At 57.6% G+C, this 25676-nt stretch carries 28 protein-coding genes, 2 pseudogenes and 1 other annotated feature; of the genes and pseudogenes, 19 read left to right on the top strand and 11 right to left on the bottom strand.

All coding sequences use genetic code 11. The features are described 5' to 3' along the window. The first annotated feature begins 38 nt into the window (after positions 1 to 38). The 11 genes and pseudogenes from GLP52_RS17790 (at position 39) to GLP52_RS17840 (ending at position 10089) form a co-directional block, all read left to right on the top strand. Positions 39 to 1787 carry an FAD-dependent oxidoreductase gene (locus GLP52_RS17790; RefSeq protein WP_237273906.1) on the top strand — a complete coding sequence of 583 codons (1749 nt, stop codon included), beginning with the start codon at positions 39 to 41 and terminating at the stop codon, positions 1785 to 1787. Position 1788: 1 nt separating this feature from the next. Next, the gene (locus tag GLP52_RS17795) at positions 1789 to 2400 is read left to right on the top strand and encodes an NIPSNAP family protein (protein ID WP_009573732.1); all 612 of its coding nucleotides are present in this window, start codon (positions 1789 to 1791) and stop codon (positions 2398 to 2400) included. Between the two features lie 5 nt (positions 2401 to 2405). Further along, positions 2406 to 3227 carry a sugar phosphate isomerase/epimerase family protein gene (locus GLP52_RS17800; protein ID WP_237273907.1) on the top strand — a complete coding sequence of 274 codons (822 nt, stop codon included), beginning with the start codon at positions 2406 to 2408 and terminating at the stop codon, positions 3225 to 3227. Between the two features lie 41 nt (positions 3228 to 3268). Beyond that, positions 3269 to 3475 (top strand): annotated as a pseudogene (locus tag GLP52_RS17805) (IS6 family transposase); the annotation flags it as partial. A 671-nt stretch (positions 3476 to 4146) separates the two neighbouring features. After that, the gene (locus GLP52_RS17810) at positions 4147 to 5028 is read left to right on the top strand and encodes a recombinase family protein (RefSeq protein ID WP_237273233.1); all 882 of its coding nucleotides are present in this window, start codon (positions 4147 to 4149) and stop codon (positions 5026 to 5028) included. A 282-nt stretch (positions 5029 to 5310) separates the two neighbouring features. After that, entirely contained in the window at positions 5311 to 6498 is a 1188-nt protein-coding gene (repA, locus tag GLP52_RS17815) for a plasmid partitioning protein RepA (RefSeq protein ID WP_037930882.1), read from the top strand. Continuing rightward, positions 6498 to 7568 carry a plasmid partitioning protein RepB gene (gene repB, locus GLP52_RS17820; RefSeq protein ID WP_007120632.1) on the top strand — a complete coding sequence of 357 codons (1071 nt, stop codon included), beginning with the start codon at positions 6498 to 6500 and terminating at the stop codon, positions 7566 to 7568. Before repA ends, repB begins: the two co-directional genes overlap by 1 nt. 155 nt (positions 7569 to 7723) lie before the next feature. Continuing rightward, positions 7724 to 8773, top strand: a complete 1050-nt coding sequence (locus tag GLP52_RS17825) for a helix-turn-helix domain-containing protein (RefSeq protein WP_007120634.1) — start codon at positions 7724 to 7726, stop codon at positions 8771 to 8773. A gap of 153 nt (positions 8774 to 8926) precedes the next feature. Then, entirely contained in the window at positions 8927 to 9310 is a 384-nt protein-coding gene (locus GLP52_RS17830; RefSeq protein WP_007120635.1) for a hypothetical protein, read from the top strand. A gap of 79 nt (positions 9311 to 9389) precedes the next feature. After that, the gene (locus GLP52_RS17835; RefSeq protein WP_237273908.1) at positions 9390 to 9680 is read left to right on the top strand and encodes a type II toxin-antitoxin system prevent-host-death family antitoxin; all 291 of its coding nucleotides are present in this window, start codon (positions 9390 to 9392) and stop codon (positions 9678 to 9680) included. Next, positions 9673 to 10089, top strand: coding sequence for a hypothetical protein (locus tag GLP52_RS17840; RefSeq protein ID WP_237273231.1), 417 nt, complete (start codon positions 9673 to 9675; stop codon positions 10087 to 10089). Before GLP52_RS17835 ends, GLP52_RS17840 begins: the two co-directional genes overlap by 8 nt. Before the next feature lie 28 nt (positions 10090 to 10117). On the opposite strand, the gene GLP52_RS17845 is transcribed toward GLP52_RS17840, so the two are convergent. Then, on the bottom strand, positions 10118 to 10411 hold the full coding sequence (locus GLP52_RS17845) for a hypothetical protein (protein ID WP_007120638.1): 294 nt from the start codon (positions 10409 to 10411) through the stop codon (positions 10118 to 10120). Between the two features lie 367 nt (positions 10412 to 10778). Here GLP52_RS17845 and GLP52_RS17850 point away from each other — a divergent pair, with 367 nt between their 5' ends. From GLP52_RS17850 to GLP52_RS17875, 6 genes are all read left to right on the top strand, one after another. Further along, positions 10779 to 11249: a hypothetical protein gene (locus GLP52_RS17850; RefSeq protein ID WP_237273230.1), complete on the top strand. Its 471-nt coding sequence runs from the start codon at positions 10779 to 10781 to the stop codon at positions 11247 to 11249. Between the two features lie 40 nt (positions 11250 to 11289). Further along, the gene (locus GLP52_RS17855) at positions 11290 to 12228 is read left to right on the top strand and encodes an ArdC family protein (RefSeq protein WP_237273229.1); all 939 of its coding nucleotides are present in this window, start codon (positions 11290 to 11292) and stop codon (positions 12226 to 12228) included. Positions 12229 to 12297: 69 nt separating this feature from the next. Next, a complete protein-coding gene (locus GLP52_RS17860) occupies positions 12298 to 12687 on the top strand; it encodes a DUF3768 domain-containing protein (RefSeq protein ID WP_237273228.1) in 390 nt (129 codons plus the stop codon). Between the two features lie 156 nt (positions 12688 to 12843). Beyond that, positions 12844 to 14826, top strand: coding sequence for a ParB/RepB/Spo0J family partition protein (locus GLP52_RS17865; protein ID WP_237273227.1), 1983 nt, complete (start codon positions 12844 to 12846; stop codon positions 14824 to 14826). A gap of 74 nt (positions 14827 to 14900) precedes the next feature. After that, positions 14901 to 15494, top strand: coding sequence for a regulator (locus GLP52_RS17870; RefSeq protein ID WP_237273226.1), 594 nt, complete (start codon positions 14901 to 14903; stop codon positions 15492 to 15494). Then, the gene (locus tag GLP52_RS17875) at positions 15494 to 16150 is read left to right on the top strand and encodes a DUF6927 domain-containing protein (protein ID WP_237273225.1); all 657 of its coding nucleotides are present in this window, start codon (positions 15494 to 15496) and stop codon (positions 16148 to 16150) included. Before GLP52_RS17870 ends, GLP52_RS17875 begins: the two co-directional genes overlap by 1 nt. Here the strand turns inward: GLP52_RS17875 and GLP52_RS17880 are convergent. Beyond that, positions 16147 to 16662, bottom strand: a complete 516-nt coding sequence (locus GLP52_RS17880; protein ID WP_223866110.1) for a hypothetical protein — start codon at positions 16660 to 16662, stop codon at positions 16147 to 16149. The two genes, GLP52_RS17875 and GLP52_RS17880, sit on opposite strands and share 4 nt — an antisense overlap. A 453-nt stretch (positions 16663 to 17115) precedes the next feature. Between GLP52_RS17880 and GLP52_RS17885 the strand changes: the two genes are divergently transcribed. Together GLP52_RS17885 and GLP52_RS17890 are read left to right on the top strand one after the other, a co-directional pair. After that, positions 17116 to 18359 (top strand): IS3 family transposase gene (locus tag GLP52_RS17885; protein WP_237271147.1). Its coding sequence is split into 2 segments (ribosomal slippage): positions 17116 to 17419 and positions 17419 to 18359, totalling 1245 coding nucleotides; the frame shifts between segments, so codons are not numbered across the junction. Then, positions 17412 to 17528 (top strand) — a sequence feature (AL1L pseudoknot). It overlaps the preceding gene by 117 nt. Positions 18360 to 18434: 75 nt before the next feature. After that, on the top strand, positions 18435 to 18695 hold the full coding sequence (locus tag GLP52_RS17890) for an efflux RND transporter permease subunit (RefSeq protein ID WP_443069455.1): 261 nt from the start codon (positions 18435 to 18437) through the stop codon (positions 18693 to 18695). Positions 18696 to 18745: 50 nt separating this feature from the next. Here GLP52_RS17890 and GLP52_RS17895 read toward each other — a convergent pair whose 3' ends face one another. The 9 genes and pseudogenes from GLP52_RS17895 to GLP52_RS17930 all read right to left on the bottom strand — a co-directional run bounded on the left by GLP52_RS17895 (position 18746) and on the right by GLP52_RS17930 (position 25654). After that, positions 18746 to 19987 (bottom strand): sialidase family protein, encoded by a 1242-nt coding sequence (locus GLP52_RS17895; protein ID WP_237273219.1) that lies wholly within the window; start codon positions 19985 to 19987, stop codon positions 18746 to 18748. Between the two features lie 95 nt (positions 19988 to 20082). Then, positions 20083 to 20523, bottom strand: coding sequence for a c-type cytochrome (locus tag GLP52_RS17900; protein ID WP_237273909.1), 441 nt, complete (start codon positions 20521 to 20523; stop codon positions 20083 to 20085). A gap of 129 nt (positions 20524 to 20652) precedes the next feature. Further along, positions 20653 to 22179, bottom strand: a pseudogene (tnpC, locus tag GLP52_RS17905) (IS66 family transposase). A 54-nt stretch (positions 22180 to 22233) separates the two neighbouring features. After that, positions 22234 to 22332 carry a hypothetical protein gene (locus tag GLP52_RS19725; protein ID WP_443069442.1) on the bottom strand — a complete coding sequence of 33 codons (99 nt, stop codon included), beginning with the start codon at positions 22330 to 22332 and terminating at the stop codon, positions 22234 to 22236. After that, the gene (gene tnpB, locus GLP52_RS17910; RefSeq protein WP_237271234.1) at positions 22307 to 22588 is read right to left on the bottom strand and encodes an IS66 family insertion sequence element accessory protein TnpB; all 282 of its coding nucleotides are present in this window, start codon (positions 22586 to 22588) and stop codon (positions 22307 to 22309) included. Before tnpB ends, GLP52_RS19725 begins: the two co-directional genes overlap by 26 nt. Next, positions 22585 to 22980: an IS66-like element accessory protein TnpA gene (tnpA, locus tag GLP52_RS17915; protein WP_237273217.1), complete on the bottom strand. Its 396-nt coding sequence runs from the start codon at positions 22978 to 22980 to the stop codon at positions 22585 to 22587. Before tnpA ends, tnpB begins: the two co-directional genes overlap by 4 nt. Positions 22981 to 23061: 81 nt before the next feature. Continuing rightward, positions 23062 to 24285 (bottom strand): ABC transporter transmembrane domain-containing protein, encoded by a 1224-nt coding sequence (locus GLP52_RS17920; protein WP_093734259.1) that lies wholly within the window; start codon positions 24283 to 24285, stop codon positions 23062 to 23064. Positions 24286 to 24294: 9 nt separating this feature from the next. Then, positions 24295 to 24828 (bottom strand): cupredoxin domain-containing protein, encoded by a 534-nt coding sequence (locus GLP52_RS17925; protein WP_237273216.1) that lies wholly within the window; start codon positions 24826 to 24828, stop codon positions 24295 to 24297. Between the two features lie 109 nt (positions 24829 to 24937). Beyond that, positions 24938 to 25654 (bottom strand): copper-binding protein, encoded by a 717-nt coding sequence (locus GLP52_RS17930; protein WP_237273215.1) that lies wholly within the window; start codon positions 25652 to 25654, stop codon positions 24938 to 24940. Between the last annotated feature and the right edge of the window lie 22 nt (positions 25655 to 25676).

The following is a 25676-nucleotide window of genomic DNA, read 5'->3' on the forward strand; positions in this document are numbered from 1 at the left end:
CGCGAACGACTTTCGCGCTGTGAAACGAAAGCAGGACAATGGACAGCGAAACGGCGGGCGTCACCGCCTGCGACGTTCTGATCGTTGGATCAGGCGCAGCGGGATTGTGTGCCGCGATCACGGCTGCGAAGGCAGGGCTTGAGGTCATTGTGGCCGAGAAAACCGGGGTTTTCGGCGGTACCTCCGCATGGTCCGGCGGCTGGCTTTGGATTCCACAGAACCCACAGGCGATCCGCGCCGGGATCACTGAGCCCGACGCCAAACCCCGCCGCTATCTGCGCGCCCTGTTGGGCAATCGCGCCAATGACCCGCGCCTGGAGACGTTCTTGCAAAACGGTCCTGACATGCTGCGCTTTCTCGAAGAGATCGGCGTCATGACCTGGGTCGATGGCAATCATGTGCCTGACTTTTACGCCCATGACGGTGCCGCCGAAGGCGGGCGATCCGTGACCACCGCGGCCTATGATGGGCGTCAACTTGGCCCTTTGATGGCGCGGCTGCGGCCGCCACTCGATGTCGTGTCGCTTTGGGGCATGGGCATTGGCAGCGGTGCGGATATGGCACATTTTTTCAATGCGACCCGCTCCCCAAGCGCGCTGTGGCATGTCACCAAACGGCTGGCCAAACATCTCTATGATCTGGCGCGCTATCGGCGTTCGATGCAGCTTGTGGGCGGCAATGCCCTTGTGGCGCAGCTTTTGAAAGGGGCGGCGGACAGCGGGGTTCAGCTTTGGCATGACAGTCCGGTGACCCGCCTGCGCCATGATAAGGGTCGGATCGTGGGTGCATCCGTGATCCGACAAGGGACGCCAATCCGCATCACCGCCCGCAAAGGTGTGGTGCTTGCGACGGGCGGCTACCCGCATGATGCCCTGCGACAAACACACAGTTTTGCCCACACCGACACCATCGCGCATGCCTCTGCTGCGCCCAAATCAAACACCGGCGACGGCTTGCGTTTGGCTGAAACGGTTGGTGCGGCGCTTGACATGAGCCTCGCTGAACCCGCCGCATGGGCGCCCGTGTCCCGCGTCCCGGATGGTGAGGGTGGGTTCAAAACTTTCCCTCATCTCATTGATCGCGCCAAACCCGGATTCATCGCGGTGGATATGCGTGGGCAGAGGTTCGTCAACGAGGCCGACAGCTATCATGAGTTCATGAAAGCCCTGTTTGCGGTGACGCCAAAGGGCTGCGCGCCGGAGGCTTGGCTGATCTGTGATCACCGGGCGCAGAGGCAATTTGGCATCGGCTGGGCCAAGCCCTTTCCCTTCCCGCTCACCCGCTATCTGCGCTCCGGCTACCTCAAACGCGGGCGACGGATCACAGATTTGGCGGCGCAGTGCGGCTTGCCCCCCGAGGCGCTTGCACAGACCATCGCGCGGTTCAATGACGGCGCGCGCGAAGGTCACGACCCGGTGTTTCACCGCGGCGCGTCACTGTACAACCGCGTCCAAGGCTGGGCCAAACACAAAGGTCCAAACCCGACCTTGGGGCCATTGGAGCGCGGGCCGTTTTATGCGGTCAAACTCGTGCCCGGCAGCCTTGGTACATTTGCCGGGATCAAAACCACCGCCGACGGGCAGGTGCTTGGGCAAAACGGAGCGCCGACGCCCGGGCTCTATGCCATCGGCAATGACGCCGCCTCGATCATGGGCGGGCATTACCCGTCTGGCGGCATCACCCTCGGGCCGGGCATGACGTTTGGCTACATCGTCGGCCGCCGAGTTTCAGGTCAACCAATCAAAGGCCTGACCCCTTCTCTTTCACACCACACAAAGGATGCATGACATGGCCTATTACGAAATCGCAACGCTCAAGACCGTAATCTTTGGCGCAGGAAAGGCCTCGGACGGGCTGCAAAATTGGCTTGCAGCGGGCAAAGGCACGCTGCTCGGGGCATTTGGCACCGACATCGGCACCCTCAACGAGGTCTATGTTTTGCGCGGTTTCGAGACGCTGGACGAGATGATGGACGAACGCGAACGCGCTGTGATGTCCGACAATCCGATGGGCTGTATGGAGCATTTGGTCGACCTGCGGTTTGACAGCTACAAACCCTTTGATTTCATGGCCCCGATCACCCCCGGCACCTATGGGCCGATCTACGAATTTCGCACCTATAAGGCCAAGCTGAACGGCGTGTCCGTCACCCAAGACAAATGGCGCGGCGCTATGCCGGCACGTTCGGAATATTCGCCGCTGACCATGGCGATGTGGGGCCTTGATGGTGCGCCGCGTGTCACGCAAATCTGGCCCTACAGCTCGCTTGAGGCCCGCATCAAGGCGCGCAGCCAATCGGTCGCGGACGGCAAATGGCCGGCCAAAGGCGGCCCTGACTGGCTCACCCCACAGATGACCAGTGCCATCGCCCTTCCCTTGCCGTTTTCCCCGCTGAAGTGAGTGCCATGCCCCATAAATTCTCTCTCGCCTTTTTGACCACACATGAGGTCCCGCCTCATGAGGCCGTGCGCATTGCGGCGGCCACGGGGTATGACCTTGTGGGGCTGCGGTTTTTGCCCGCCGCCCCAACCGAGGCCCCCTATCCGATCTTGTCTGATCCGGCAGTTGAAGCTTTGGTGAAAGCGGCCCTTGATGAGACTGGGATCGGCATTGCCGATATTGAAATCGCCCGGCTTAAACCAGACACGGATGTCGAGGATTTCCGTGATTTTCTAGCCCTCGGTCAAAGGCTTGGCGCGCGCAACGTGCTTGTTGCGGGCGATGATACCAATCATGATCGGCTCACCGAAACCTTTGCCGCCTTTTGCGATCTCGCAGCCGAATATGACCTGACCGGGGATCTGGAGTTCATGCCCTGGACCGGGGTCAAAACCCTGCCCGAGGCGCAACGTATCGTGGAAACGGCGGGGTGCGCCAACGGCGGCGTTCTGATCGACGCGCTGCATTGGGACCGGGCGGGCGGGACGGTCGCGCAGATTCAAAACCTGCCCCCCGCGCTCATTCACTACGCCCAGCTTTGTGATGGTCCTAAGCCATATGATCCGTCCGATGCCGGAATGATCGAGATTGCCCGAGGCGCACGGCTTTTGCCCGGCGACGGCGGAATTGATCTGATTGCAATGGTACGCGCCTTGCCACGTGATATTGTTCTGAGTGTCGAGGTGGCTCAGATTGAAAAGGCCAAAACGGTGGATGCCCCGAGCCGCGCTGCAGAGGCACTCGCACGATCTAAGGCGTTGATCGCCAAAGCCCACCCTGTGAAATAGACGGGAGCAATTCAGGGCATTGTCAGGTTGCCAGTTCTGGCATGTGGGGCTATCGCTTTCCACGCTCGATCATTGGCTATGCAGTTTGGGCCGACCATCGCTTTACCCTCAGCCTGCAGGATGTTGAAGACTTACTTGCAGAGCGCGGCGCCTCAGTCAGCCATTAGATTATCCGGGATTGGGTGGCAAAATTTGGCACACAGATTGCGGCGAAGATCCAGCGCGATCGCCGCCAACCCGCCGACAAATAGCATCTGGACGAAATTGTGATCACGATCCGTGGAAATAACGGCCTCTTACTCTGATCGATTTAAAAGCATTGCTCGGAGGATTCAACCGATCGCAGCAACATACTTTGCAAACTATTCTGCTGACGTCTGATATTGCCAGGTCTCGCGCTGCGATCGTTTAGTTGCCTTGCTATAGTACTGAGTTTAGCCTGGGCAATGAACGCATGGGTCGGTTCCGCGAGGCAAATATTGTTGTAGTCAAAGCCGGTTGGTGTTTTCGTTTGGTACGCGCTTTGCAATTCCTTCTCCATACCAGAACACCATCGTTCCAATCTCATTGTCGGCTCAAAGTATTCGTTGTTTGAAAGGCAGAAGCCAATATTACTTGATATTCGAGGCCACCTTTAAGTTATGTCAAAACATATAATATATTACATAATTTCAATATATTATATAAAGTGAACGAATGAAATTAATCATTTTATTCTATTGTAGAATAGACCTAATAGACCTCCCTCCCCTACCCCGCTGCGAAACACGCGCTCCCACGGCGCTCCGGGTCTCCCATCGCGCTCATATGCAAGGAAAACTACAAGATTGCGCAGAATTCGTGCTGTTTGTTCAATATTATAAATCTTTCAATACGGTCGTTTATTAGCGATACATAAAACTGCAAAAAGACTGTTTTGATGCCCCTGATAGGTTACGCTCGGGTCTCGACCGAGGATCAGACCCCCCTGCCCCAGACGCAGGCCCTGAAATCCGTGGGCTGCGCCGAGATCCATGAAGAACAGGCCTCGGGCGGCAATCGTGCGCGGCCGGTGCTGGCGCGGGTGTTGGAGCGCGTCGGCAAGGGCGACACGCTGGTGGTCGTGCGGATCGACCGCCTTGCGCGATCCCTGTCGCATCTGCTGGAGGTGATCGAGCGGCTGGAGGCCAGGGGCGCGTTCTTTCGTTCCATTCACGACCCCATCGACACCGGATCCCCGCAGGGCAAGTTCACGTTGCAAGTGCTGGGGGCCGCGGCCGAGTTCGAACGCGCCCTGATCCGGGAACGTACCAAGGCCGGCCTCGCCAGCGCGCGCACAAAGGGCCGCGTGGGCGGGAACCCTGGGCTGCGCGCCAAAGACCCTGCCGTTCTTCGTAAGGTAAGGCTGGCAAGACAGGACGGCTACATGGAGCGCCTGAACGAGACGGCACAAGACTGGGTGCCCCATGTGCGCCGGTTGCGCCCCGACTTGGCCTGGGAAGACGTGTTGCGCATCATCAACGGCCCCTTGCCCGAGGCGCGTCGCTGGACCCAAAGCCGTCTCTTGCGCGCTGTGAAGGCATATGTCCGCGACGGCTTCCTGCCTGCCGAGGTTCTGGCCCGCGCCGGGCGCCGCGAAACCGACGACCGCCTGCCCGCCATTATTGCTGGCATCAAGGGCGCAGATCCTGACATCACGCTTCGAGCGATCTGTGAACGGCTGGAAGCTATGCGCGAACGCACGCCCCGTGGCCGAACGAGTTGGCAGCCCTCATCGGTCAAGATGCTGTTGGAGCGAGCCGAGAGTCTGGGAATGATTTAAGAGACTCAGATTCGTTCTTTGGAAGCAAAACCGCCTATGTGAATCGAGTACATCTTGCGTTTAAGAGATGGCAGCGACACAAGCACTTGACGCGCTGGATCCGCAAAATAAGATAAGTCATTGTAAATAAATGATTTCACCGGATACCGGCCCACCATTTGAAAAAATCCTTGCCTGTCAAACGCTTTCCTGACATTTTTGCGGAAGAACGCTAACCATCAGTTTCCGGCGGTTTTGCGTTCCTTCTCAAGATAGACCCGGAAGACGGGCGGCGGGACGGGCATGAACGAGCAGCGGATCAGAATGGATCAAAAGATCCAAACGATGGCGACACGTCTAAGCAAATCGCTTGATGTGAATATGCGCAAGTCGTTTCTACCTGATGAACGAAAGGCTCTCAGACGCTTCTCATCCACGGAAGTTGCCCAGATCCTCGGGGTAAGCCAAGATTTTTTGCGGAAGATGTTTTTCGAGGACAAGCTCGATCTCGGTGATATCGAGACAGACGCCCGCGGCCGCAGGTTCTACACTGCAGAGCAAATCGATATAGCGCGCCACGAAATAGCCCGGTCAAGCACCAAGTTCCAGCATATCGTTCCTCGTCGTCGGGATGGGGAGCATATCCAGATCATTTCGATCGCCAACTTCAAAGGGGGGGCCGGGAAGACGACAACGGCGATCCATCTGGCCCAAAAGCTTGCCCTTGATGGTTATCGAGTTCTGGCAATCGATCTCGACCCACAAGCCTCAATGACCACCATGTTCGGTTTCCGGCCGGAAATCGACTTCCCTGAGGCCGGAACGGTGTACGATGCCCTCCGGTATGAGGACCCTATCCCATTTAGAGACGTTGTGCGCAAAACGTATTTCCACAACCTCGATCTAGCCGCGGCCGGCTTGTTGCTCTCTGAGTTCGAGACCGAAACCGCACACGCGCTTCGAAACAATATCAGGCCGCCGTTCTATCAGCGGCTTGCTCTTTGCATTAATGAAGTCGAGACAGACTACGACATTGTCGTCATCGACTGCCCACCGCAACTCGGGTTTACCACACTATCGGCTTTGGTAGCGTCGACGTCCCTAGTCGTCACTGTCATTCCAAGCATGCTTGACGTCGCCTCGATGGCCCAATTCCTGCAGCTCACATCCAGCCTCATGGCAACAATTGCTGATGTGGGCGCATCGCCCGACTGGGACTTCATGAGATTTCTAATCACTCGTTTCGAGCCCAATGACGGCCCCCAAACTCAGATGGCGGCATTCCTGCGGACCATGTTCACGGATGACGTTCTTACTCAGCCTTTCCTGAAATCCTCCGCAGTCTCTGACGCTGGACTCACGCAACAGACACTGTTCGAGATCGCCAGAACGGATTTTCATCGCCAGACGTACGATCGGGCTATCGAGTCCATCAACGGGGTTGTGGCGGAGGTCGAAGGGCTCATCAAAACGGCATGGGGGCGTAAGTAATGGCCCGCAAAGTCACATTCGACATTCCCGAGGATGAAGAAAAGCAGCAGAGCTCGTCGATTTCTCCGACTCGAACCCAGTCACGAGCCCCTGCCCTTTCGGGAATGGCCCGTTCTCTTCAGGATGCGGCACAATCTTCAATTCAAGAAATCAGTACCGACCTTATTGATGATTCCGAGTTCCAGGATCGTCTGGCCCTGGATGACGAAGATGACATCAGGGAACTGGCTGAAAGCATTGACAAGCAGGGACAGCTTATCCCGATACTTCTGAGCCCCGAAGGGGGGCGGTACAGGATCATCTATGGGCGCAGGCGATTAGCCGCCCTTCGACTTATCGGCAAGCCCGCAAAGGCTCTCATCAGAGGCTTGGATGAGGATCAAGCGATTCTTGCACAAGGCCAAGAGAACAGCTTCCGAAAAGACCTCAGCTGGATCGAGAAAGCCCTGTTTGCACGTTCTCTCATAGAGTCCGGCAAGGATGAGGGACTGGTCTGTGACGCCCTCAACATCGATCAGAAAGCCAGGAAAGCCGGTGACAAGCTCACGGGACTTGCTCGCATGAAACAAGTCACTTCCTGTATTCCGACTGAACTCATCCAAAAGATCGGGGCGGCACCCGGGGTTGGACGGGATCGTTGGTATGCTGCCGCAAAGGCTTATGAGAGCCTTGGCTTCTCTGGAGATGAAGGGTTTCCGGCCGGAAACCGAGAATTCCATGATGCTCTCATGGAATCCAGAGGTTCAGGCAAGACCTCCGACGAACGCTTTGCGATCTTCGAAGGGCTCCTAAAACAGCACAAGCCCCCTGCCCCATCGGCAATCAAGACAAAACTCGGGATGGTGAAGGTCACCAAAAGAAATGTGATCATCACCGTCAAGAACGGAAATGACGGGCTTCATAAGTGGATCTCTGAGAATCCAGAGGCCGCTCTTCTAGCGTTGGCGAACGCGAAGGCCGCTGGTCCAGGGCAGATCATTACCCCAGAGAAAATGGAACCCATAGGTAACCCAGTCTCCGGCAGGGATCAGGATCTTGATGGTCCTGACATAGACGATAACAAAAACTGAGCAGAAAGGAGGACAGGCCAGAAAAGGAAAGACCCCCCGAAAGCAGTGCTTCCGAAGGGCCTCGATTAGCTTAGACACCTGATTGATACCCCGAAGCCGAATCGTTTTCAACACCGTTCGCGGTGAACGGGGAAGCTTTTTCAGCCGAAATCATCATGAGACAGGTATTTTCTCACACACCCGCCTTGGCGGAACGATCTACTATACCCGGTACGAACCCGTACAGGGTAATCGAGCCAATCCGAGCGATTCGCAAAGAACTCGGTCTGACACCAAATGACCTGGTAACACTGCAGGCCTTGATCAGCTTCATGCCGAAGAAGGCCGGACAAACAGCTCCAATGACTATCGTCTTTCCCTCAAACGCATCATTGTCTGAGAGAACGAACGGCCTGAACGAGAGAACGATTCGACGGTGTATCGGACACCTCGTGGATGCCGGGCTGATCCAGCGCAGGGATAGCGCAACCCGCAAACGGTTCCCTCTTCGCTACGGTGGATTGATCAGAGATGCCTTTGGCTTCGATCTGCAGCCAATGTATGATCGGGAAAGAGAGTTCACCGAACACGCAGAACAGCTTGTGGGCGATCAGGAAAAGCTACGGTCACTCAAGGCGGAGGCACTGGCCCTTCGTGTCGAGGCTTTGCGCCAAGCAAAGGATGTTGAGACTGTCTCATTTCTCCAGAACGTACGAAACATCCTACGCCGTGCAACTCTCAAAGCCGACGAAATCATAGAGCTTATCAAGAGGCTGGCAGAGTTGGTCGGAGCGACCATCAGAGAGTTTCCGGCCGGAAACCATGACGCTCAGGAAACAATGCCCGACCAAATGTCCGGCGACGACGGACAAAATGTCCGGCACGTAGAACCCACAAGATTGAATATAAAAAAAGATAGAGCAGATGCACACTGCACCTCTGGTTTTCAGGAACGCCGAGATCCAACAATTATGGCATGGACGGACCTGAAAAACATATCGGACTTCTTCCCGCATGAACCAAGAGATCATCAATCAGTTCTCGAAATATTGGCCGATGTCGGAAGATTGCTAAGAATAGAACAGGGCAGGATCATGAAACACCTTAGAGAACGAGGTCCAGGGCAGCTCCTTATTGCACTCAACGAATTAATTTTGAGAGCCAGCTTAGGACAGGTGAAAAACAACAACGCCTACCTTGATGCTATGATGAGGCAAGGAAACTGATGCTCTTGCCACATAAACTCGACCGGCTGGTGAGTCTGCATAGCCATCGAAGATCAAGAGACAATTGCGGCACACTTCAGATCACCCGCGTCAGGTGCAAGTCTGGAATGTTGTAGCTTATCATGGAACAAGAAGCCATTCTAGGTTTGCTAGATGTTCACAGACGCCTCGGCCCAAGTGGCCAACCTTACCGTCGTGTTTGTCTGTGTTAATGCTTATAACGCCGAGGGTGATACAATGCTGCTCGATTGGCTGGTGACGGATGAACAAGCGACCCATACCAAACTACTCTCCGAGTATCAGGCCTTGGAAGAAGAGTACGCTAGACAAGATGAACCCCCCGAGATTGATACTCAGCTTGGCGTGTTGGAAGCAGAGATCCAAAAGATCGAGATCCGGCCGTTAGCCTTCAATCCGACAGACATCGGGCGGGCAGGGGCCTTCGTCATGTTTGACCGCTACGGCGCGCTGGCAGTCTCTCGCGGCTACGACCACCTGACCTCGGACGAGTCCGTTGAAGACGGCAACACCGCCTAAGAGTACGCCTACACTGGACCGTGCGGCGGTTCGGATGACACATGGGAAGGCTCAACCCATCTCTTGCAGAATATCCAGAATGTACGTATATTCTGCACGAATGGAGACCCAGATCATGCATGAGCTTCCCGAGTTCAAGGCGGCCGACCTGACGCGGCACACAAGTGACCTGTTTGACGCGGCCATTCGGTCGCCGATTGCGATCACCAAGCATCGCAAGCCGAAATTCGTGCTGATGAGCATGGACCAGTACCAGCAGCTCGCGCGGGGGGCCACGCAACAGGCTCATATGGTTGACGAGATGCCCGAGGATCTCAAGGCGCTGATGATTGAAGGGCTCGAGCGGGACTTGACGCGGGCGGATGACTAAGCCGAGTGCGGGAGAGGTTTTCCGCTACCCGTTCCTATGGAAACGCGAGCAGATGGCGGGCGAGACCGAGGGCCGCAAGACACGGCCTGTCTGTATCGCCGTCACTGTCGCCAAGTCCGATAGCGAGACCGTGGTGTTCATCCTGCCGATCACGACGCAACCGCCCTTGCCCTCGCGCAAGTGCATCGAGGTGCCACAGATCGAGTCGCAGCGTGTGGGGTTGGAGACCCATGTCCGCAAATGGGTCATGCTGGACAAGATCAACACCGATATTCTGGAGCGGTCCTATGTCTGGGAGGACCGCACGCCCATCGGCGCGTTCAGTTCCGTCTTCACATTCAAAATCCAGTCCAGCCTGATCGCGCTTGCCAGGTCGGGCGGGGCATCGATTGTTGATCGGCTGAAGTAGTCTCAATCACCGCAGGGGCTACCCAGCTTCATTTGTTCCCATCGATCCATTTTGACATCAGCCCCTTGTCGCGGAAACACTCATCCGGGACGGCGCGGCGTTTGATCCGGGCGAGACGCTCGGCGAAGGCGACCTGCTTCGATGTCGGGCGGCTGTCCTGCGCGCCCGGGTTCAACTTGGCTTGTGCGTCGATCCAGGCACTCAAGGAGCGCCGATCTTGCTGAACCTCCCACGGCAGAAGCGTCTGGTTGCGCAGGGCCAGCAACCGCGCATAGGCAATCTGCTTTGGCGTCGCGGGCAGGGCGTAAGTAGTGCTTTCCATCGGGGATTTCCCTTCTTAGCTCGGTTCTTAAAAAAGAACATAACGGGAACAAATACAAGCCACCTCCGGAAATCATGGGGTTTGAGAGGAAGAGGAGGGTCGGAGAGGGTCAGGCCTGAGGGTGTCGGAGAGAGGGTGCCCGAAAGAGGGTTGAACCGGCTTGATCCTGTTCCTCATCGGGGTCTGATGCCGGAAAGTGCAGGATCCTGCGTTCTCATGAGCTTCGCATTTAACAATCTCCGGCATCAGATCCCTAAAGAGTGAAAGTGTCCTTCGGGTTTTGTGACTGACGGATGAGGGCCTTTGGGGTCCCTCAGATGGGTCCGGGCCGGGTTCCGGTCTGTCTTTCCTGATTAAGGGCATTCCCATGCAAACAGGTGTCTTGCGCGTGTTGCGCGCGACCGCTGCCTCGTCGTGGCGACACAAGGAACTACGCCGAACCGGCCAGACGGGGCAGTCACAACGGCGCGAGCGCGAGACTGTCCTGCGTGACCTCGGCTATCTGAAGCAGGCGGCGTCATTGCCAAACGCGCATGTGATCTGCGGAGAGGGCGGGACATTCATCCATCTTGGTTGGACCACCGTGTCGACCTTCGCGCCGATCGAGCGCTTTCCCTTGGCCACTCTTGCGGTCGCACGAGGGACCCCGTTCATCGATGTCCGGCCCGTCACCGATGTCATTGCCTTCGCGAACTTGCCGCGGGTGGCGCGGGACGGATCGGACGACTCTGAACCTTGGGGTCCCGGCAGGTCCGTGTCGCTGACCACCTACATCGACATGGTCGAAGCCCTCGGTGCCAGGATCATCAACGATCCGCGGCCCCGTCAGTCAATCTGATCACCATTTCCTCTCACCAAAACTCGAAAGGAGGCCAGCCATGGCCCGATCCCGCACGCCTAAATTCGATGCCTCCGAGGTCATCACAAACGAAATCATCCGCATCATCGAGCGTGGCGTCTTGCCGTGGCGCAAGCCTTGGACCGCAGGTGGCAGCTCTCGCACCCTGCGCGTGGGCGGTGAACCCTACCAGGGGGTGAACAACTTTCTGCTGACAATGCGGACCGTGATGGCGGGCCACAGCTCTCCCTTCTGGATGACGTTGCCGCAGGCCAATGCGTTGGACGCAAAGGTCCGCAAGGGCGAGAAGTCCTCTGTCGTCGTGTATTACGGTCAAAGCCGGAAAGACGCGGGCGCCGCGGACGACCACAGCGAGGACGATGATCGCTCCGAGGAAGCCCGCATCTTCCGTTTTCAGAAATCCTACCGCGTGTTCAATGCCTGCCAGATCGAGGGCCTGCCGGACAGCTTCTATCCGGACCCCGAGCCAGCGTCTGACCACCCGCCGTCCGAGCCCATCCCGCACATGCAGGCGTTTTTCGATGGCATCGACATCACGACCGTCTTCACAGGAACGGAAGCGTATTATTTGCCCCCCGTGGACAAGGTTTACATGCCATCCATCACGCGGTTCCAGGACCCGCGCAATTTCTACGGGGTCTGGGCCCATGAGCTGGCCCATGCCACGAAAGCCCCGCATCGGCTAAACCGTGATTTTGGTCTCTCGAAGTTCGGCAACACCTCTTACGCGCGCGAGGAGATCGTCGCGGAACTGACCTCGGTGTTTCTGGGCCAGACGCTCGGCTTCACGGCGCATACGCTGGAGATGAATGCCGCCTACCTCCACAACTGGTTGCGGGTCCTTCGTTCAGACAAGGGCGCGATCTTCAAGCACGCCGCGGACGCACAGCGCGCCTGCGACTACCTGATCGCGCGGTCCGAGGCGGGCAGGGCAGGGGAGGGCGCTCAGGCCGCATGAGAGGTGTGTGTCGGCAAAAGGGAAAGAGGGCTTTGGGAAGGGTGTTTCAATTTCTCAAGGGAATGTCCCATGACCATTACCGCACACCCCCAGACAGACCGCCCGGATCCGAGTGTGATGGCCGCGCAGAACGACGCGTTTCGCAAGTTCGCGTGCCTTGGTGTGCCGCCCGCGCAGCCCATCCAGGGCCGGATGCATGTCACCCGATCGCTCATGGAGGCCGGTGACGGCTTCATGGCCGAGGCGGTGAAGGCAACCGGTGAGTTTGCCACGTTCGAGCCTGAGAATGACCCCGAGGAATGGCACGATTTCGGGGTAGTCGAGATCCGGGGCGAGACCGTGTTCTGGAAAATCGATCTCTATGAGGCAGATTCGCATTTCCGCTACGGGGCTGAGGCCCCGGACAATCCCGCCACCACCGTCCGCGTGCTGACCATCATGCTGGCGCGCGACTGGTAGGGCAGGGGACTCCTCCCCCTAACATATGAGAGGATGAAGGCCCGCTGCCCCTCAAAAAGGCAAAGCGGGCCTTTTGTCGTGGTGATCCCTGAAGCCGGGGATTGGTCACGCGCTTGAAGGCGCGGGCCACACCTCACCCACCTGGAAGGATATCCCATGACCACAAGCTTTGCTCCCCTTACCGTCGCTATCGGCGATCTCGTCCCGCATCCCGCCAATGTGCGCAGCAACGCGCCGGAAACCTATGACCCCGAGAACATCGCCCATCTGAAGGCCAGTATCGCTGTGCTGGGCCTGCTCCAGCCGCTTCTGGTTCAGAAGCTTGACGGCAAATATGCTGTCCTCGCCGGTGGTCGGCGCCATGCAGCCCTGAAGGAGCTGATCGCTGACAAGGCCAGCAAGGGATTCACGGCGAAAACCAAGGTGGACTGCCGCCTTGTCCCTGAGGAGTGCGACGTCACCACGGCGCTGTCGCTCGCCGAGAACATCACCCAGGCACCGATGAATGCCATCGACGAGTTCGAGGCCTTCGCCCGGATGATGGAGGTCGACGGCCAGACGCCCGAGACGATCGCAAAGACCTTCGGCGCCACGGTGGCGGCCGTGAAAGGCCGGTTGCGCTATGGCCTTATCCACCCCGATATCCGCGCCGCGGCCCGGGGCAAGGTGATCACGCTCGACACGATGAAGGCCTTCGCCGAGCATCCGAGCCAGGAGGCGCAGCGCGAGGTTTTCGAGGCGCTCACGAAAGACGGCGGCTATCTGCAGGCCTACACGGTCCGACAGGCCCTCAAGTCCCGCGGCGTGCAGGTCAGCGACGATATCGGGGCTTTCGTGCGCGAAGACTACGAGGCGCGCGGCGGCGCTGTCGCTGCCGATCTGCTGGATGAGCATTCCGTGCTTGAGGATGCCGCACTAGTCGAGACCATCCTGCTCGAGAAGCTCGGTGCCGCTGCCGAAGAGGCTCGCATAAAGCTGGGCTTTGCTTGGGCCGATGCGATGGTGCGCTATGATTACGCGACCATGGCCGACTATGGCCGCGTCTATCCGGGCCCGATCGAGCCCGACGAGGCTGCCCAGAAGCGCATTGAGGACATCACCGCCGAGCTTGAGAAATTGCAGCTCGAGATGGAGGATGAGGGGCTCGAGGACGGTGCCTACAACGCCCTTTACGAGCGCGTGGACGCCTTGGAAGAGGAAGCACGCAATCTGCAGGAGGCCTACAGCGCCGAGGACCTCGCGCGGTCTGGGGTGATTGCGTCGTGGCAGGGTGGGCAGATCACGCTCCATGTTGGCCTCGTCCGCCCGGAAGACACCGTCAAAGAGGAGGGCGCGCGCGGCTCCTCGGCTAGCCCGACCGGGGAAGAAGCCCTTGACGCCGACGAAATTACCTACCCAGCCTCGCTGGCTGAGGACCTCAAGACCGAGCGGGCCATGGCCCTTGGCGCCGCGATGGCGCTGCATCCGGAAGCCACGCTTGATCTGACGCTCTTCAAGCTGGTCAGTGACGTTCTGGCCAGCGGCATGAGTGTCACGCAGGCGATCAAGATCGATGCCCGCAAGGAATACCGCAGCCATGCCAAGATGGACGAGATCGACGAGACCTCGCTCGAGCAGGTGGCGGCGGCGCATGATGCGCTCGACCTTTCGTGGCTCGATGACAACCGCGCGCCTGCCGATCAGTTTGCGGCGTTTCGCGCGCTCGAAGCAGGGGAGAAGGCAAAGCTCGTGGCCTATGCCACGGCCAGCACCACGCAGTCCTGCTTCGCACGGGATCCTCGGCGCGACAGCCTGATGCATGCGTTCGAGATCGAGATCATGCCCGATATCCGCGCGCATTGGACGCCGAATGCGGCGCTCTTCAACCGCTTCAAGAAGGCCTGGCTCCTGAGGATCCTCGGCGAGGAACTGGGTCTGGCCCAGGAGGCGGTGACGCTGGCCTCGTCGAGCAAGAAGGAGATCGTCGCTTTCTGCGACAAGCTCTTCGCCGAGCCCTTCGCCACGCTCACGGACGCGCAGCGCGCTGCCGTGGCCGTCTGGTGCCCGCCCATGATGCAGACCGCCGGTGTCGCCTGTGATGAGGCGGAGATCACTGCGGAAACCCGAGAGCCAGACAGCGCGGTCGCGCAAGCGGCCTGAGTTCTCACGCGACCCGCGCGAGCCCTTCCGCCTGCGCGGGTCCACCCTCTCACACCGAACAGAAAGACATTCCCATGGCTATTCTCAAGTTCTCCGCCTCCGCTGTCGCAGCGCAGATCGCCCATGCGCGCGCCTGCAAATCCTTCCTGCCCAACTGGAACGGGCCGGTGGACAGGCCCGCCCTGATCCTCATCGTCGGCAATGGTGTGCATCTGCGCTCAAACGGCATCGATGGCACGACCACCCGTATCGTCACCACCGAACAGGCCGATCCCTCCTTCGCCTTCGCCGACGGCATGAACCCGTTTCGGGACACCGACTGGATGGCGCAGCGCCGTATGGCGTTTCGTGATCTGACCGGCCAGTTCTACACCGACATCCTGGATGACTTGCAGGTGCTCATCGACCGGGGGCGGGGGGCGATCCGGCTCGCCACCGATGGCCACAGCATCCGCGTCTTCGTGCGCCGGGCCTCGGACTATCTCATCGGCGGGACCTACGAGGTGCCCTCGGGCCTCGGCGGCACCTTCCGGGTCATCCTCAAGGATGCCTGCGACACCTTCGCGATCGTGCAGAACTGCGGCAATTGCGAGAATTTCGACGCCATGCAGCCCTACCGCGTGCCGCTCGATGCGCTGATGGAAATCGATGACCGGAGGGCGGCGTAATGGGATGGCTCTTCTACACCGACGGCCGCGTCCAGACCTACGCGGATGAGAAAGCGGAAATCGCCCGGCTCTGCACCTCTCATGGCGACACGCGCAAGACGGAACTGGTCAAAGCCTGCAAGGTCGGCTCCACCTGGTATGCGGCGGCAAAGGTCACCAATCTCGACGGCACCCACGTCGAGGACACGACCTATGTGACCGATGCGGATGGCTCCATCACGTTCGGGGCTGTCTTCCTCACCCGATACGATGACGGCTGCTGGGGCTACAAGGACATGGAGGAAAGCGCGGGGCCCGTCGAGTCGCGCGCTCCGCTCAGCCTTCTGGCGCTGCTCTCCGACCTGAAAGACCCTGACAGCTATGCCCATGCCTGGCGCCAGCGCTGCCGGGACTGGGCTGCAATCCCGGACTACGAGGAAGGCGACAAGATCAGGCTCGCGGCTCCTGTGACGCTCACCAATGGCAGCACCTGCCAGATTGTCACCGCGACGCACTACAGGCGGGGCCGGCAGAAACGCCGCTGCTACCGCATCGAGGAAACCGGTGGGCTCGTACGCCTGTCGAAGGCCTCGCTTACGGGCTCAGAGCTGCTCAGCTCCGCAAAGGGCGCGGCCAGTCCTGTGCTGGCGGAATTCCTAGCGGGGCGGGACGCTTAGGGGCGCACCGCGAGTAGTGCGCGCACCGTCTCGATTTCCAGCACCCAGTTGCTGGTCGTTTCGTTGCGCCATCTTATGCAGCGGATGATCCGATCAAAATCATCCTGAAGGGCGCGCGGAAAAACAGGCTCATGGTGTGCGATTCTGTTGCGGAGCCTCCTCACGGCTTCAATGTCAGACCTTAATTCAGATCGGCGCTGGCTGGCAGCGACACCACGAGGCGCGTCCGGAAACACTGCGTAGAAATGATCGTCCCACAGTCTGCCTTGGTGCCTGTTTGTCAGCATCTTCTCCCAAAACACGAACTTCAGTTCGGCGACGACCTTTCCGGCAGTGGGTTGCTGTGCTGCGCAACCTTCGAGGTCTCGTTTGGGGCTGTATGCCGGACCGCGCGGGTTCGGTAACGAACGGATGAAGCCTTGTGTCCAAGGCCATGTTCCTCCATGGACAGCTTCGATTGCTTCCACGATCGCGTTTCGCAGCGCAACTTCCAAAACATGGAGTGGAACCATGAACGCGGCTGATACTTGAAGATTCCAGTGGTATAGGTGGAGAGCTCGCGTCCTATCATTGCCGGTTTCGCGCAGATAGGTCGCAAACCTAGGTGCGGATAGGACGTTCGGAAGGTGGTGTTCTTCATCAGCCGTGAACGGTGGATACATTGACAGTAAAGACTTTCGGTGCCATATAGAGCGTGAGCTTTGAGATTGCGGGCACTATGCCTCCCCTCATTGCACAAAGAAAGCAAAAGCCCGTCGCATTGCGGCGGGTTTTTCAGTTTTCTAATCCAACTCCGAAAAACCGTTTGATTGGCCGGCCGTAGATTGGATGCCTCTTGGTCTGAGCTCATCATCCCGAAAAGCGAAAGAGGGCTTTTTGTCTTTGGAACTCAGACCCTGATCCAAAGGAAACCCTGAACCGCCCCGGGTTTACCGGAGGGCAAAACTTTCGGAGAATTGCCCATTATGGAACAGTCACACAACAAGAAGACCTCGAAGCCGTATTCACCTGAGTTCCGCGAACGTGCGGTGCGGTTGGCGATGGAACACCGCGATGAGTATCGTAGCGAAGCTGCTTTATTCACAGCGATCGCAAGCAAATTGGGCTGTTCGCCAGACAGTCTTCGCGTTTGGGTCCGGCAGGCTCAGCGTGATGGCGGCGAACGGCCTGGCCAAACCAGTGCCGAGAAAGCGCGGATCAAGGAGTTGGAGCGCGAGGTGCGCGAACTCCGGCAGGCCAATGAGATCCTGAAGAAAGCATCAGCGTATTTTGCCCAGGCGGAGCTCGACCGCCCGTTTCGCAAGTGACTGCTTTCATTGAAGAACATCGCGGTGAGTTCGGGGTCGAGCCGATGTGCAAAATGCTGCAAATCGCCCAGTCCACCTATTATGAACGGCGCTCCATCGCGCGTGATCCTGATCGGGCTTCAGCCCGGGCGAAGTCTGACGCTGATCTGTGCATCAAGATCAATGCGGCCTGGGAAGAGAACCGCAAGCTCTATGGTGTGCGGAAGATCTGGCATGTCTTACTGCGCGATAATCAGGAGATCGCACGATGCACGGTGGAGCGGTTGATGCGCAATTTGGGCATCAAGGGCGTAGTTCGGGGTAAAAAGGTTGTCACGACTAATCCGGACACCTCCCAGCCGTGCCCTGACGACAAGGTAAACCGCTTGTTCAAAGCAGATCGGCCTAACCAGCTCTGGGTCTCTGACTTCACATACGTCCCGACGTGGTCGGGAACGGTCTATGTCGCTTTCGTCATCGATGTCTTTGCGCGCCGGATCGTTGGCTGGCGCGTATCGACCTCAATGGCGACGCAGTTCGTTCTCGACGCTTTGGATCAAGCAATCTGGCAAAGAAAAACACTTGATAACAATACCTTGGTTCACCACTCAGACCGTGGATCGCAATATCTCTCGATCAAGTATACCGAGCGCCTTGTCGAATTCGGTATTGATCCATCGGTTGGAACAGTCGGCGATTCCTATGATAATGCCCTCGCTGAATGCGTCATTGGCCTGTTCAAAACAGAGGTCATCAACCAGATCGGTCCATGGAAATCGAGGCGCGAAGTCGAATGGGAAGCGCTGAAATGGGTCGATTGGTATAACAACCGTCGGCTATTCGGTCCCATCGGATACATCACACCCGCAGAAGCAGAGGAGGTATTCTATGCAAATCTAAACACACTCGATAAAGTAGCCTGACGTTGAACAAAGCACCCTCCGGTAAAATCGGGGCGGTTCAGGGACCTGACCCGCGACGAGCTCTACGCCGCGATCATGGTGGGTGCAGTAGACCGCGTGCGCCCCAAGATGATGACAGTTGTCGCAATCATGGCCGGCCTGATGCCGATCCTTTGGGCGCATGGCACCGGGTCCGAGATCATGCAGCGCATCGCAGTGCCCATGATCGGGGGAATGGTGTCGTCAACCTTGCTGACCCTGATCGTCATTCCGGCGGTTTATGCCATCATCAAAGGGTGGAGCCTGAAGCAAGCCGGTACAGTGCCTGATTTGGCCCTCGGGCGGGCCGCAGAATAAGGGCAACGGCGTCAAGCAAGCAATAGGATATTGAGATGTATGCTCGAAACCTATGGAGTCACCGCGACTTCGACCATGCGGATTTTAGTGTCCCCATCCCCGCCGCCGGTCGGCTGCGTCCAGGCCACAAACGTATTGGCGTCTCCGCGCGCCATTCGGGGAAAACCGATCGATCCGCCGCCCCGATTGATATGGAGCGCCTGAGGCGCTGCGCATCCGGTACTTCGCGATATGTGGCACATGACGATCGCTTCACCGCCTCCCACATATTCAATCCAGAGCGCCAATGCGCTTCCATCCGGCATTTGCAGAACATCCACCCGTCCCGCGGCTGTGCCGAGGTCAATGCGGAGCGGTTCGTCAAACTGCGCGCCGCCATCGTCCGAAAACGCGATATGAACCTCCGGTTTATTCTCAGCTGCAGTGAACCAGATGACGGACACCTTGTCGTCCATCGTATCAACAGCTGGGCCATTTACGGGGCAGCCGGCAATTTCCCATCCGTCGTCGTGAACAGTGAGGGGTTGCGTCCAGTCCCTTCCGGTAGATCGAACAATCGAAATGTCGCGGATTTCATCGGCGGTTCGATCACGATAGACCGCCACGATATCGCCCGAAGCGGTCCGCGCTGCGGACGTCTGACAACAAGTACAAGCGCGCGCGTCCAACAGGCTTTCTGGCTTCATCGTTCCGTCAGAGTTGATCTGTCGTGCGCGCAGCTGCATCGCATTCTCGAAGTTTTCGCCTTCTGTTTGACTGTCATACTCCCGGCCATCCAGCCACAGCGCCGTCAACCCGCCAAACTGATCGGGAACCAACGAAACAAAACCGTGCTCGCGTTGTGATCTGTCATCATGGGGAACAAGCGGTTCCGTCCAGCTTCTGCCTTCATCTTTAGAAAAAGCGATATTGACGTCATATTGGTAATCACCCTCCCCATTCAGTTTAAGCCATTGTGCCGCCAGGCCGCCATCAGCCAGCACCGCTACCGATGGAAAATCGGCCCAGTTGATGTAAATCTTTGACGATTTATGAATTGTGCGAGCGTCCGACCACTCACTGCCATCGAGGATGGCCATGCGAACTTCAGATTCGGCTCCTTTTTCTTCTGTCCAACTCAATATGATCCGGCCATCCGGCAAGGTTGCAAGTGATGGTTCACGGGCGCCGATGCCGACCGGTGCTGCGCGGTCGGTCAATCTAAAGAGGCCGGTTTCCTCGGCATGAGTTGCGGTGGAAGATCCAAAAAATGCAGCAAGGATCAGGATCGATGCAGCGAGACACTTACTCATCTAGAGAATTTTCCCCAACAGTTGTCGCCATGTCGCAGCGAACAGAATGGTAGTTACCCGCGAACCAATTCCACCCTTTTGACCGTCGAAACGGCTCAATATATCCCGTTGGCACGCTGCAATGCACGAATGTAAGACACGATATCGAGAATATCTGATCGCGTCACGCCTTCAACCGCTGGCATGTTACCAAATTTCCAATGATGCGCCCGAACTCCATTTTGAGCCGCGAGGACAAACGCCATGTCGCCGTGATGGCTCGGCTCATAGATCTTGTGTACGAGCGGTGGAGCGACGCCATCCTGACCCTGTCCATTCAGGCCGTGGCAGGCGACACAGACCGCATCATAAGCACTTGCGCCAATTTGCTCCTGCTCGGTCAAGCTGCTTGGCAGCTTGACAGTTGCAAGCGCACCTGCAGGGAGCACCCTGCCCTCCTCCGTCCGGGTGCCCGTTTGGGAGTCTGTTTGCTGCTTGAAATACCATCCCGCCGCAGCAATGGTGACCAGAGCAAAAAATATCGCGGCCCATCTCATTCTATCGGACTCCTTCATGATGTTGCGATCGCCCCCTGTCTCTTCACAGACAAAGCCGGGTATCTCAGTGTAGCTTCCTCGAATTCGCGGACCTCTTCCGGCTTGTGGTAAGCGGTGCGCCGATCCCACCTATTTGACGTAATTCCATGGTAGCAGGTCGTTGATCTGGCTTTGTTTGTGGCCTGCGACGATGGCAGTGACCGTATCGGCCAGATAGGCATGCGGATCGACACTGTTCAATTTGCAGGTCTCGATCAAGGAAGCGATGACGCCCCAGTTTGAGGCTCCGGCGTCGTGGCCAGCGAAGAGTGCGTTCTTGCGGTTCAGAGCGATGGGACGGATCGTGCGTTCCACTGCGTTACTGTCCATTTCGATGCGGCCGTCAGTCAGAAACAGGCACAGTCCATCCCAGTATTTTGCGATGTATTTGAGAGCTTCGCCCAAAGGGGCTTTGGCAGACAGCCGCGCGCGGTTGGTCGTGAGCCACTCCTCAAACGCGACGATCAACGGTGCCGATTGGTCTTGCCGTGCTGCCAATCGCACCTCGGGTGCCAGACCCCGGATATCCTTTTCGATCAGGTAGAGCGCAGCGATCTATTTCAGCCCGTCTTCGGCGATGGGGGCAGTGCCAGATTGTGCAACTTCGTGCAGTTTGCGGCGTGCGTGGGCCCAGCAGTAGGCCAAGACGACATTGTCATCGGCGCGTTTGAGTAAGCGGTTATACCCGGCATATCCGTCCACTTGGAGGATGCCAGAGAAGCCTTTCAAAATGTCATCTGCATATTGGCCGGAACGCCGGGGCGCATATGTAAAGGCAACGCCCGGTGGAGCCGCTCCACACCAAGCCCTGTCATCGCGGGCCAGTGCCCAGAAGTAACCAGTTTTGGTTTTACGTTTGCCAGGATCAAGCACTGGTGCTCTTGTTTCATCCATGAACAATTTGGTTGAGCTTTTCAGATCAGCCATTAACGCATCGAAGACAGGACGGAGTTCATAGGCTGCCTTGCCGACCCATCCTGCAAGGGTGGAGCGATCCAGATCGATCCCTTGGCGGCTGTAAATCTGTGCCTGGCGATACAGTGGCAGGTGATCCGCATATTTGCTGACAAGAACATGCGCCACCGTTGCCTCTGTCGGCATGCCGCCTGGGATCAGGCGCGCTGGTGCAGGCGCTTGCACCACACCATTGGTGCAGGATCGGCAAGCATACTTTGGGCGGCGGGTGACGATCACACGGAACTGGGCGGGGATGATGTCGAGGCGCTCAGACGTGTCCTCACCAATTACATGGCGCTCACCACCGCAGCCGCAGGTCATATTATCGGGCGCAATTACCTCTTCAATGCGGGGCAGATGCTTTGGCAGTGACCCACGATTGGTGTTGCGCGGTTTTGCCGAGCGCGATGCAGGCGGATCAAGCGCTTCGTCTTCAGCATGAACCATAGCCATCGAGGTTTCAATGTCTTCAAGTGACAGCTCAAATTGCTCGGGATCGGCCTTCTCAGACTTTGCGCCAAACAGCGCACGTTTGAAGTCAGATACCAGTTTCTCCAACTGATCAATACGATCCTGCTTGCGCAGATTGCGATCCTCTGAGGCGACAAGCAACGCCTTCAGGGCCTCAACATCATTAGGGAGATCAACTGGTTTTGACATGGGGAATGACTACCATTTCCTGCAGCTCAACACCTCTGCAAAAGACAGCCTGATTCACTCTGCCGCAGTCGGCGGACGCACTGATAAAGCCCTTACTTTGCGCCAGTCTAAACCCGAGAACAGTGCTTCAAACTGGGCATGGTTTAGCGACATCAGACCATCTTTGATAGCGGGCCACGTGAAGGTTTGTTCCTCCAATCTTTTTGTAAGCCATGACCAAACCAGTGCCGTCCCAATACAGCAACTTCAGCCGATCTGCCCGCTTTGAGCGGAACACAAAAACTATCCCGGTGAACGGGTCCTTGCGCAACTCGTTTTTGACAAGCGCTGCCAGCCCATCATGACCCTTGCGGAAGTCCACCGGCTTGGTCGCGACAACGATCCTCACTCGGTTTGATGGGAACATCATGAGAGCGCATTCAAGGCGCGGGCAATCTCGGCAATGCGCGCCGCCGATGTGCCTGCATCCAATCGCACAGTGACACTCCCACAAATCAGATCCAACGGCGACGGCGGCTCAGGGTCAGGTGTCGCCTCAACATCTTCGCGCACAACCAACGCTGCAAAGCTTGGTTCCTCGGTCACAGCGGGCAGAACCAGTTTGCCCTCGCGCGCCATGCGTCGCCATTCCGATAAATGATTGGCCCGCATGTCATACCGCCGCGCAACTGCGTCCACCGAGGCACCCTCCACCAGCGTCTCGGCCACAATTTGCGCCTTCACCGCATCCGGCCACCGGCGGTGACCACGCGGGCCCACAACCAAATCAATGTTACTGAGAAACTCCGTTGAGCGCTCCATGGAGAAACTCCCTGATAATCCATCCGTCAGGGCTGAATCTCAGATCGGGGACTCACAAGGAAGGTGGGGGCGGCACATCGCTTACGGCTTGTGATCGTCTGCCCGAGCTTTCCCCGATCGCTGAATCGATCCAGTGAAAAAGGTCGTGATTTCCTGGTACCGGATCCGCGTGTCTTCCAGCGTCTGATAGTAACTGAAGAGCTCTTTCAGCGGTGCCGAGAAGTCCTTGTGTGCTGCCAGGACGGCCACCAGCGCGCCGAGTGTAATGCGACCTTCGATGACGAAGTATCCGCCTAGAGAATAGAACAAGAACGGTGTTAGCGCGGTCAGAAAATTGTTGAGGGCCTTGATGAAGAACTTCAGACGGAAAATCTTCCTGCGCACGTGCTCAAGCTCTCTAAAACTTGCACTCACTGGCAGCAGCCCGGCCGAATTGACCTGCCGTTGGCGCAATTGATCGCTGAGCTGCCTGCCAAGCTGTCGGACTTCCTTGATCCTGGTGCGCGAAAGCGCGTTGACCCGGCGTTGCAGCTTGGGCAGCAGCACAAGCTGAATCGGCAGTACGGTCAGTGCTGCGGCACCCAAGACAGGGTCCTGAACGAACATGAAAAACAGGATCGTCAAAAGCGTACCGCCTTGCAGGATTGGCAGCGTAAGGACGTCCGCCGCGAAGCCACCGATGGGCTCGACTTCCTGTGCGAGAATAGGGACGATCTCGCTTTGGTTTCCGGAGTCTGGATCGCTGCGCCATTGCCGATAGACCAGCAGGCGGAAGCGCCGCAGAAAACGCTCCGCGACATACCCTTTGAAGACGTTTAGGCCATATTTGTTTAACCCATTCAGGATGATCGCCAGAAGATAGAGACCGCAAAGAAGTATGAGGAAAACGACCTGATCGAGGTCTCGTCCCAGAACGACGATCGGGAAACGGTCGGAATCCAGAGCGTTGTTCACGATCTGTTTTGGCAGTTCCAGGGTCAGATAGAGAATAGGCATCGCGATGAGGCTAACCACGATCATCAACGCCTGCTGCCTTCTCGAATAGCGCAAGACGGTGCTGAAAAGACTTCCTTCGAGCCCTCGTATGGGCTCTGGGTGGATCGCAGGCGTGCTGCGGTACTTCCAAAGCTTCAGAATGCCGCGAATAGCAAGATATGAGCCAACGGTGATCAGTAGCGCAGGCGCCAAGACCAGTATGAGATGAATGAACGGGTGCACCCAGTCTGGCGTGACATCGTTGTAGTCGTACCCAAAGGCGGCAGCTACGTCGTGTACAAGCAGGTGATACCTGTCCAAGAGTGACATTGAAAATGTCTAACCCTTGGATTTCGGCGCAAGGTGATCGTGCACGATGATGACGCCCCACATGCCCGCTTCCCGGTGGCCGGGGATCAAGCACACGAACTCCAGGTTGGTCATATCGGAGAACTCCCAGATCAACTCGGCATTTTGTCCACTAGGGATCGAAACTGAATTGGCGTTGTCATGTTGCATATCGGGATGTTCGCGCATCCACTGCTGGTGTTCTGCAACCTCGTTAAAGGAGCCGAGAAAAAACTCGTGATCCAGTCCGCCCAGATTGCTGATCAAAAAGCGGATAACTGAACCGCTCTCGATGTGGAGTGCGTCCGGCTCGAAAAGCATGTAGCCGCTTTCTGTCTCCCTGATGGACAATTCAATCGTCGTGTCGATCGAGGAGCCATCACCGGGTTTCCCGATCGGATCATGGCCAAGCACTTCGAAGGCTCGCGCATGAGGCTGCTGACCCTTGCCACTGGAAGCGCCCACTGAAAAAGCCGGAAGGACGAGGGCAAGGGCGATGGTGCAGGTTCTCAGGAAATTCTTCATGCTCGGCTACCTCCGTAGCGCTTGATTTTATGGGATCTTCTTGCTTGCTTGGGCCAAGCGATCAAGGTGATGGGGCCGGAGTGTTTACCCCCGACCCCATTTTTTGTAGTTACTTCATCTGCGTGACGGTCAGTTTACCCTTGACCCGGTCAGCGACGAATTCGATGTCCTGACCTTCCGACATCTTGCTCATCATTGCTTCGTCGGCGCGGAACACCATAGTCATCGCGGGCATGTCGAGGTTGACCAGAGGGCCGTGGATGATTGTGACCTTGCCAGCCTTGGCGTCGATTTTCTTGATGGTGCCGCTCGTGTATTCCACGTCAGCCTGAGCCATCTGGTCACCGACTGCGACCTCACGGTGCATGCCGGATTCGTAGTGGCCAGGGATCAGGCACGCCGCTTCGAACGTACCAGAATTCGCGAAAGTCCAGACAACCTCACCCGAAGCGCCCGCATCGAGACGGATACGGTTCGGATCGTCGTGTTCCATGTCCATCTTGGCCATTTCGATTTTGTGCTCGGCATTGCGCTCGACCGTGTCGAGTACGAATTCATGCTCCAACTCACCCTTGTTGGTAATGTTGAAGCGAATGGTTTCGCCCTCCTTGATATCCATCGGCTCACTCTCGATCAGCATCTGGCCCTCATCGTTTTCGAGCAAAGTGACGTCGATTGTGCGGTCAACCTTGGCGGCGTCACCCGGCATGCCGACCATCATTGCGGCTGGCTTGGTCTCCCCATGTCCGCCGTCGTGTGTACCTGCAGCAAAGGCCGGTGCGGATAGCGCGATCGCGAAGCTTGTCGTCAAAAGAAGATTTCTCATTTTATTGTCCTGTAGGTTGGTT

This window comes from Sulfitobacter sp. M22, assembly GCF_021736025.1.
In the GTDB taxonomy this organism is placed as follows: domain Bacteria; phylum Pseudomonadota; class Alphaproteobacteria; order Rhodobacterales; family Rhodobacteraceae; genus Sulfitobacter; species Sulfitobacter litoralis.

Excerpts from the sequence above, each read along its gene's own strand:
- GLP52_RS17930 (WP_237273215.1), bottom strand. The coding sequence starts at position 25,654 with ATGAGAAATCTTCTTTTGACGACAAGCTTCGCGATCGCGCTATCCGCA.
- GLP52_RS17800 (WP_237273907.1), top strand. The coding sequence starts at position 2,406 with ATGCCCCATAAATTCTCTCTCGCCTTTTTGACCACACATGAGGTCCCG.
- GLP52_RS17920 (WP_093734259.1), bottom strand. The coding sequence starts at position 24,285 with ATGTCACTCTTGGACAGGTATCACCTGCTTGTACACGACGTAGCTGCC.
- GLP52_RS17830 (WP_007120635.1), top strand. The coding sequence starts at position 8,927 with ATGTTCACAGACGCCTCGGCCCAAGTGGCCAACCTTACCGTCGTGTTT.
- GLP52_RS17810 (WP_237273233.1), top strand. The coding sequence starts at position 4,147 with ATGCCCCTGATAGGTTACGCTCGGGTCTCGACCGAGGATCAGACCCCC.
- tnpA (WP_237273217.1), bottom strand. The coding sequence starts at position 22,980 with ATGGAGCGCTCAACGGAGTTTCTCAGTAACATTGATTTGGTTGTGGGC.
- GLP52_RS17925 (WP_237273216.1), bottom strand. The coding sequence starts at position 24,828 with ATGAAGAATTTCCTGAGAACCTGCACCATCGCCCTTGCCCTCGTCCTT.
- GLP52_RS17875 (WP_237273225.1), top strand. The coding sequence starts at position 15,494 with ATGGGATGGCTCTTCTACACCGACGGCCGCGTCCAGACCTACGCGGAT.
- GLP52_RS17835 (WP_237273908.1), top strand. The coding sequence starts at position 9,390 with ATGTACGTATATTCTGCACGAATGGAGACCCAGATCATGCATGAGCTT.
- GLP52_RS17890 (WP_443069455.1), top strand. The coding sequence starts at position 18,435 with ATGGTGGGTGCAGTAGACCGCGTGCGCCCCAAGATGATGACAGTTGTC.
- GLP52_RS17825 (WP_007120634.1), top strand. The coding sequence starts at position 7,724 with ATGAGACAGGTATTTTCTCACACACCCGCCTTGGCGGAACGATCTACT.
- GLP52_RS17870 (WP_237273226.1), top strand. The coding sequence starts at position 14,901 with ATGGCTATTCTCAAGTTCTCCGCCTCCGCTGTCGCAGCGCAGATCGCC.
- GLP52_RS17860 (WP_237273228.1), top strand. The coding sequence starts at position 12,298 with ATGACCATTACCGCACACCCCCAGACAGACCGCCCGGATCCGAGTGTG.
- GLP52_RS17855 (WP_237273229.1), top strand. The coding sequence starts at position 11,290 with ATGGCCCGATCCCGCACGCCTAAATTCGATGCCTCCGAGGTCATCACA.
- GLP52_RS17880 (WP_223866110.1), bottom strand. The coding sequence starts at position 16,662 with ATGGTTCCACTCCATGTTTTGGAAGTTGCGCTGCGAAACGCGATCGTG.
- GLP52_RS17840 (WP_237273231.1), top strand. The coding sequence starts at position 9,673 with ATGACTAAGCCGAGTGCGGGAGAGGTTTTCCGCTACCCGTTCCTATGG.
- GLP52_RS17900 (WP_237273909.1), bottom strand. The coding sequence starts at position 20,523 with ATGAGATGGGCCGCGATATTTTTTGCTCTGGTCACCATTGCTGCGGCG.
- tnpB (WP_237271234.1), bottom strand. The coding sequence starts at position 22,588 with ATGATGTTCCCATCAAACCGAGTGAGGATCGTTGTCGCGACCAAGCCG.
- GLP52_RS17845 (WP_007120638.1), bottom strand. The coding sequence starts at position 10,411 with ATGGAAAGCACTACTTACGCCCTGCCCGCGACGCCAAAGCAGATTGCC.
- repB (WP_007120632.1), top strand. The coding sequence starts at position 6,498 with ATGGCCCGCAAAGTCACATTCGACATTCCCGAGGATGAAGAAAAGCAG.
- GLP52_RS19725 (WP_443069442.1), bottom strand. The coding sequence starts at position 22,332 with ATGTCGCTAAACCATGCCCAGTTTGAAGCACTGTTCTCGGGTTTAGAC.
- GLP52_RS17895 (WP_237273219.1), bottom strand. The coding sequence starts at position 19,987 with ATGAGTAAGTGTCTCGCTGCATCGATCCTGATCCTTGCTGCATTTTTT.
- repA (WP_037930882.1), top strand. The coding sequence starts at position 5,311 with ATGAACGAGCAGCGGATCAGAATGGATCAAAAGATCCAAACGATGGCG.
- GLP52_RS17865 (WP_237273227.1), top strand. The coding sequence starts at position 12,844 with ATGACCACAAGCTTTGCTCCCCTTACCGTCGCTATCGGCGATCTCGTC.
- GLP52_RS17790 (WP_237273906.1), top strand. The coding sequence starts at position 39 with ATGGACAGCGAAACGGCGGGCGTCACCGCCTGCGACGTTCTGATCGTT.
- GLP52_RS17795 (WP_009573732.1), top strand. The coding sequence starts at position 1,789 with ATGGCCTATTACGAAATCGCAACGCTCAAGACCGTAATCTTTGGCGCA.
- GLP52_RS17850 (WP_237273230.1), top strand. The coding sequence starts at position 10,779 with ATGCAAACAGGTGTCTTGCGCGTGTTGCGCGCGACCGCTGCCTCGTCG.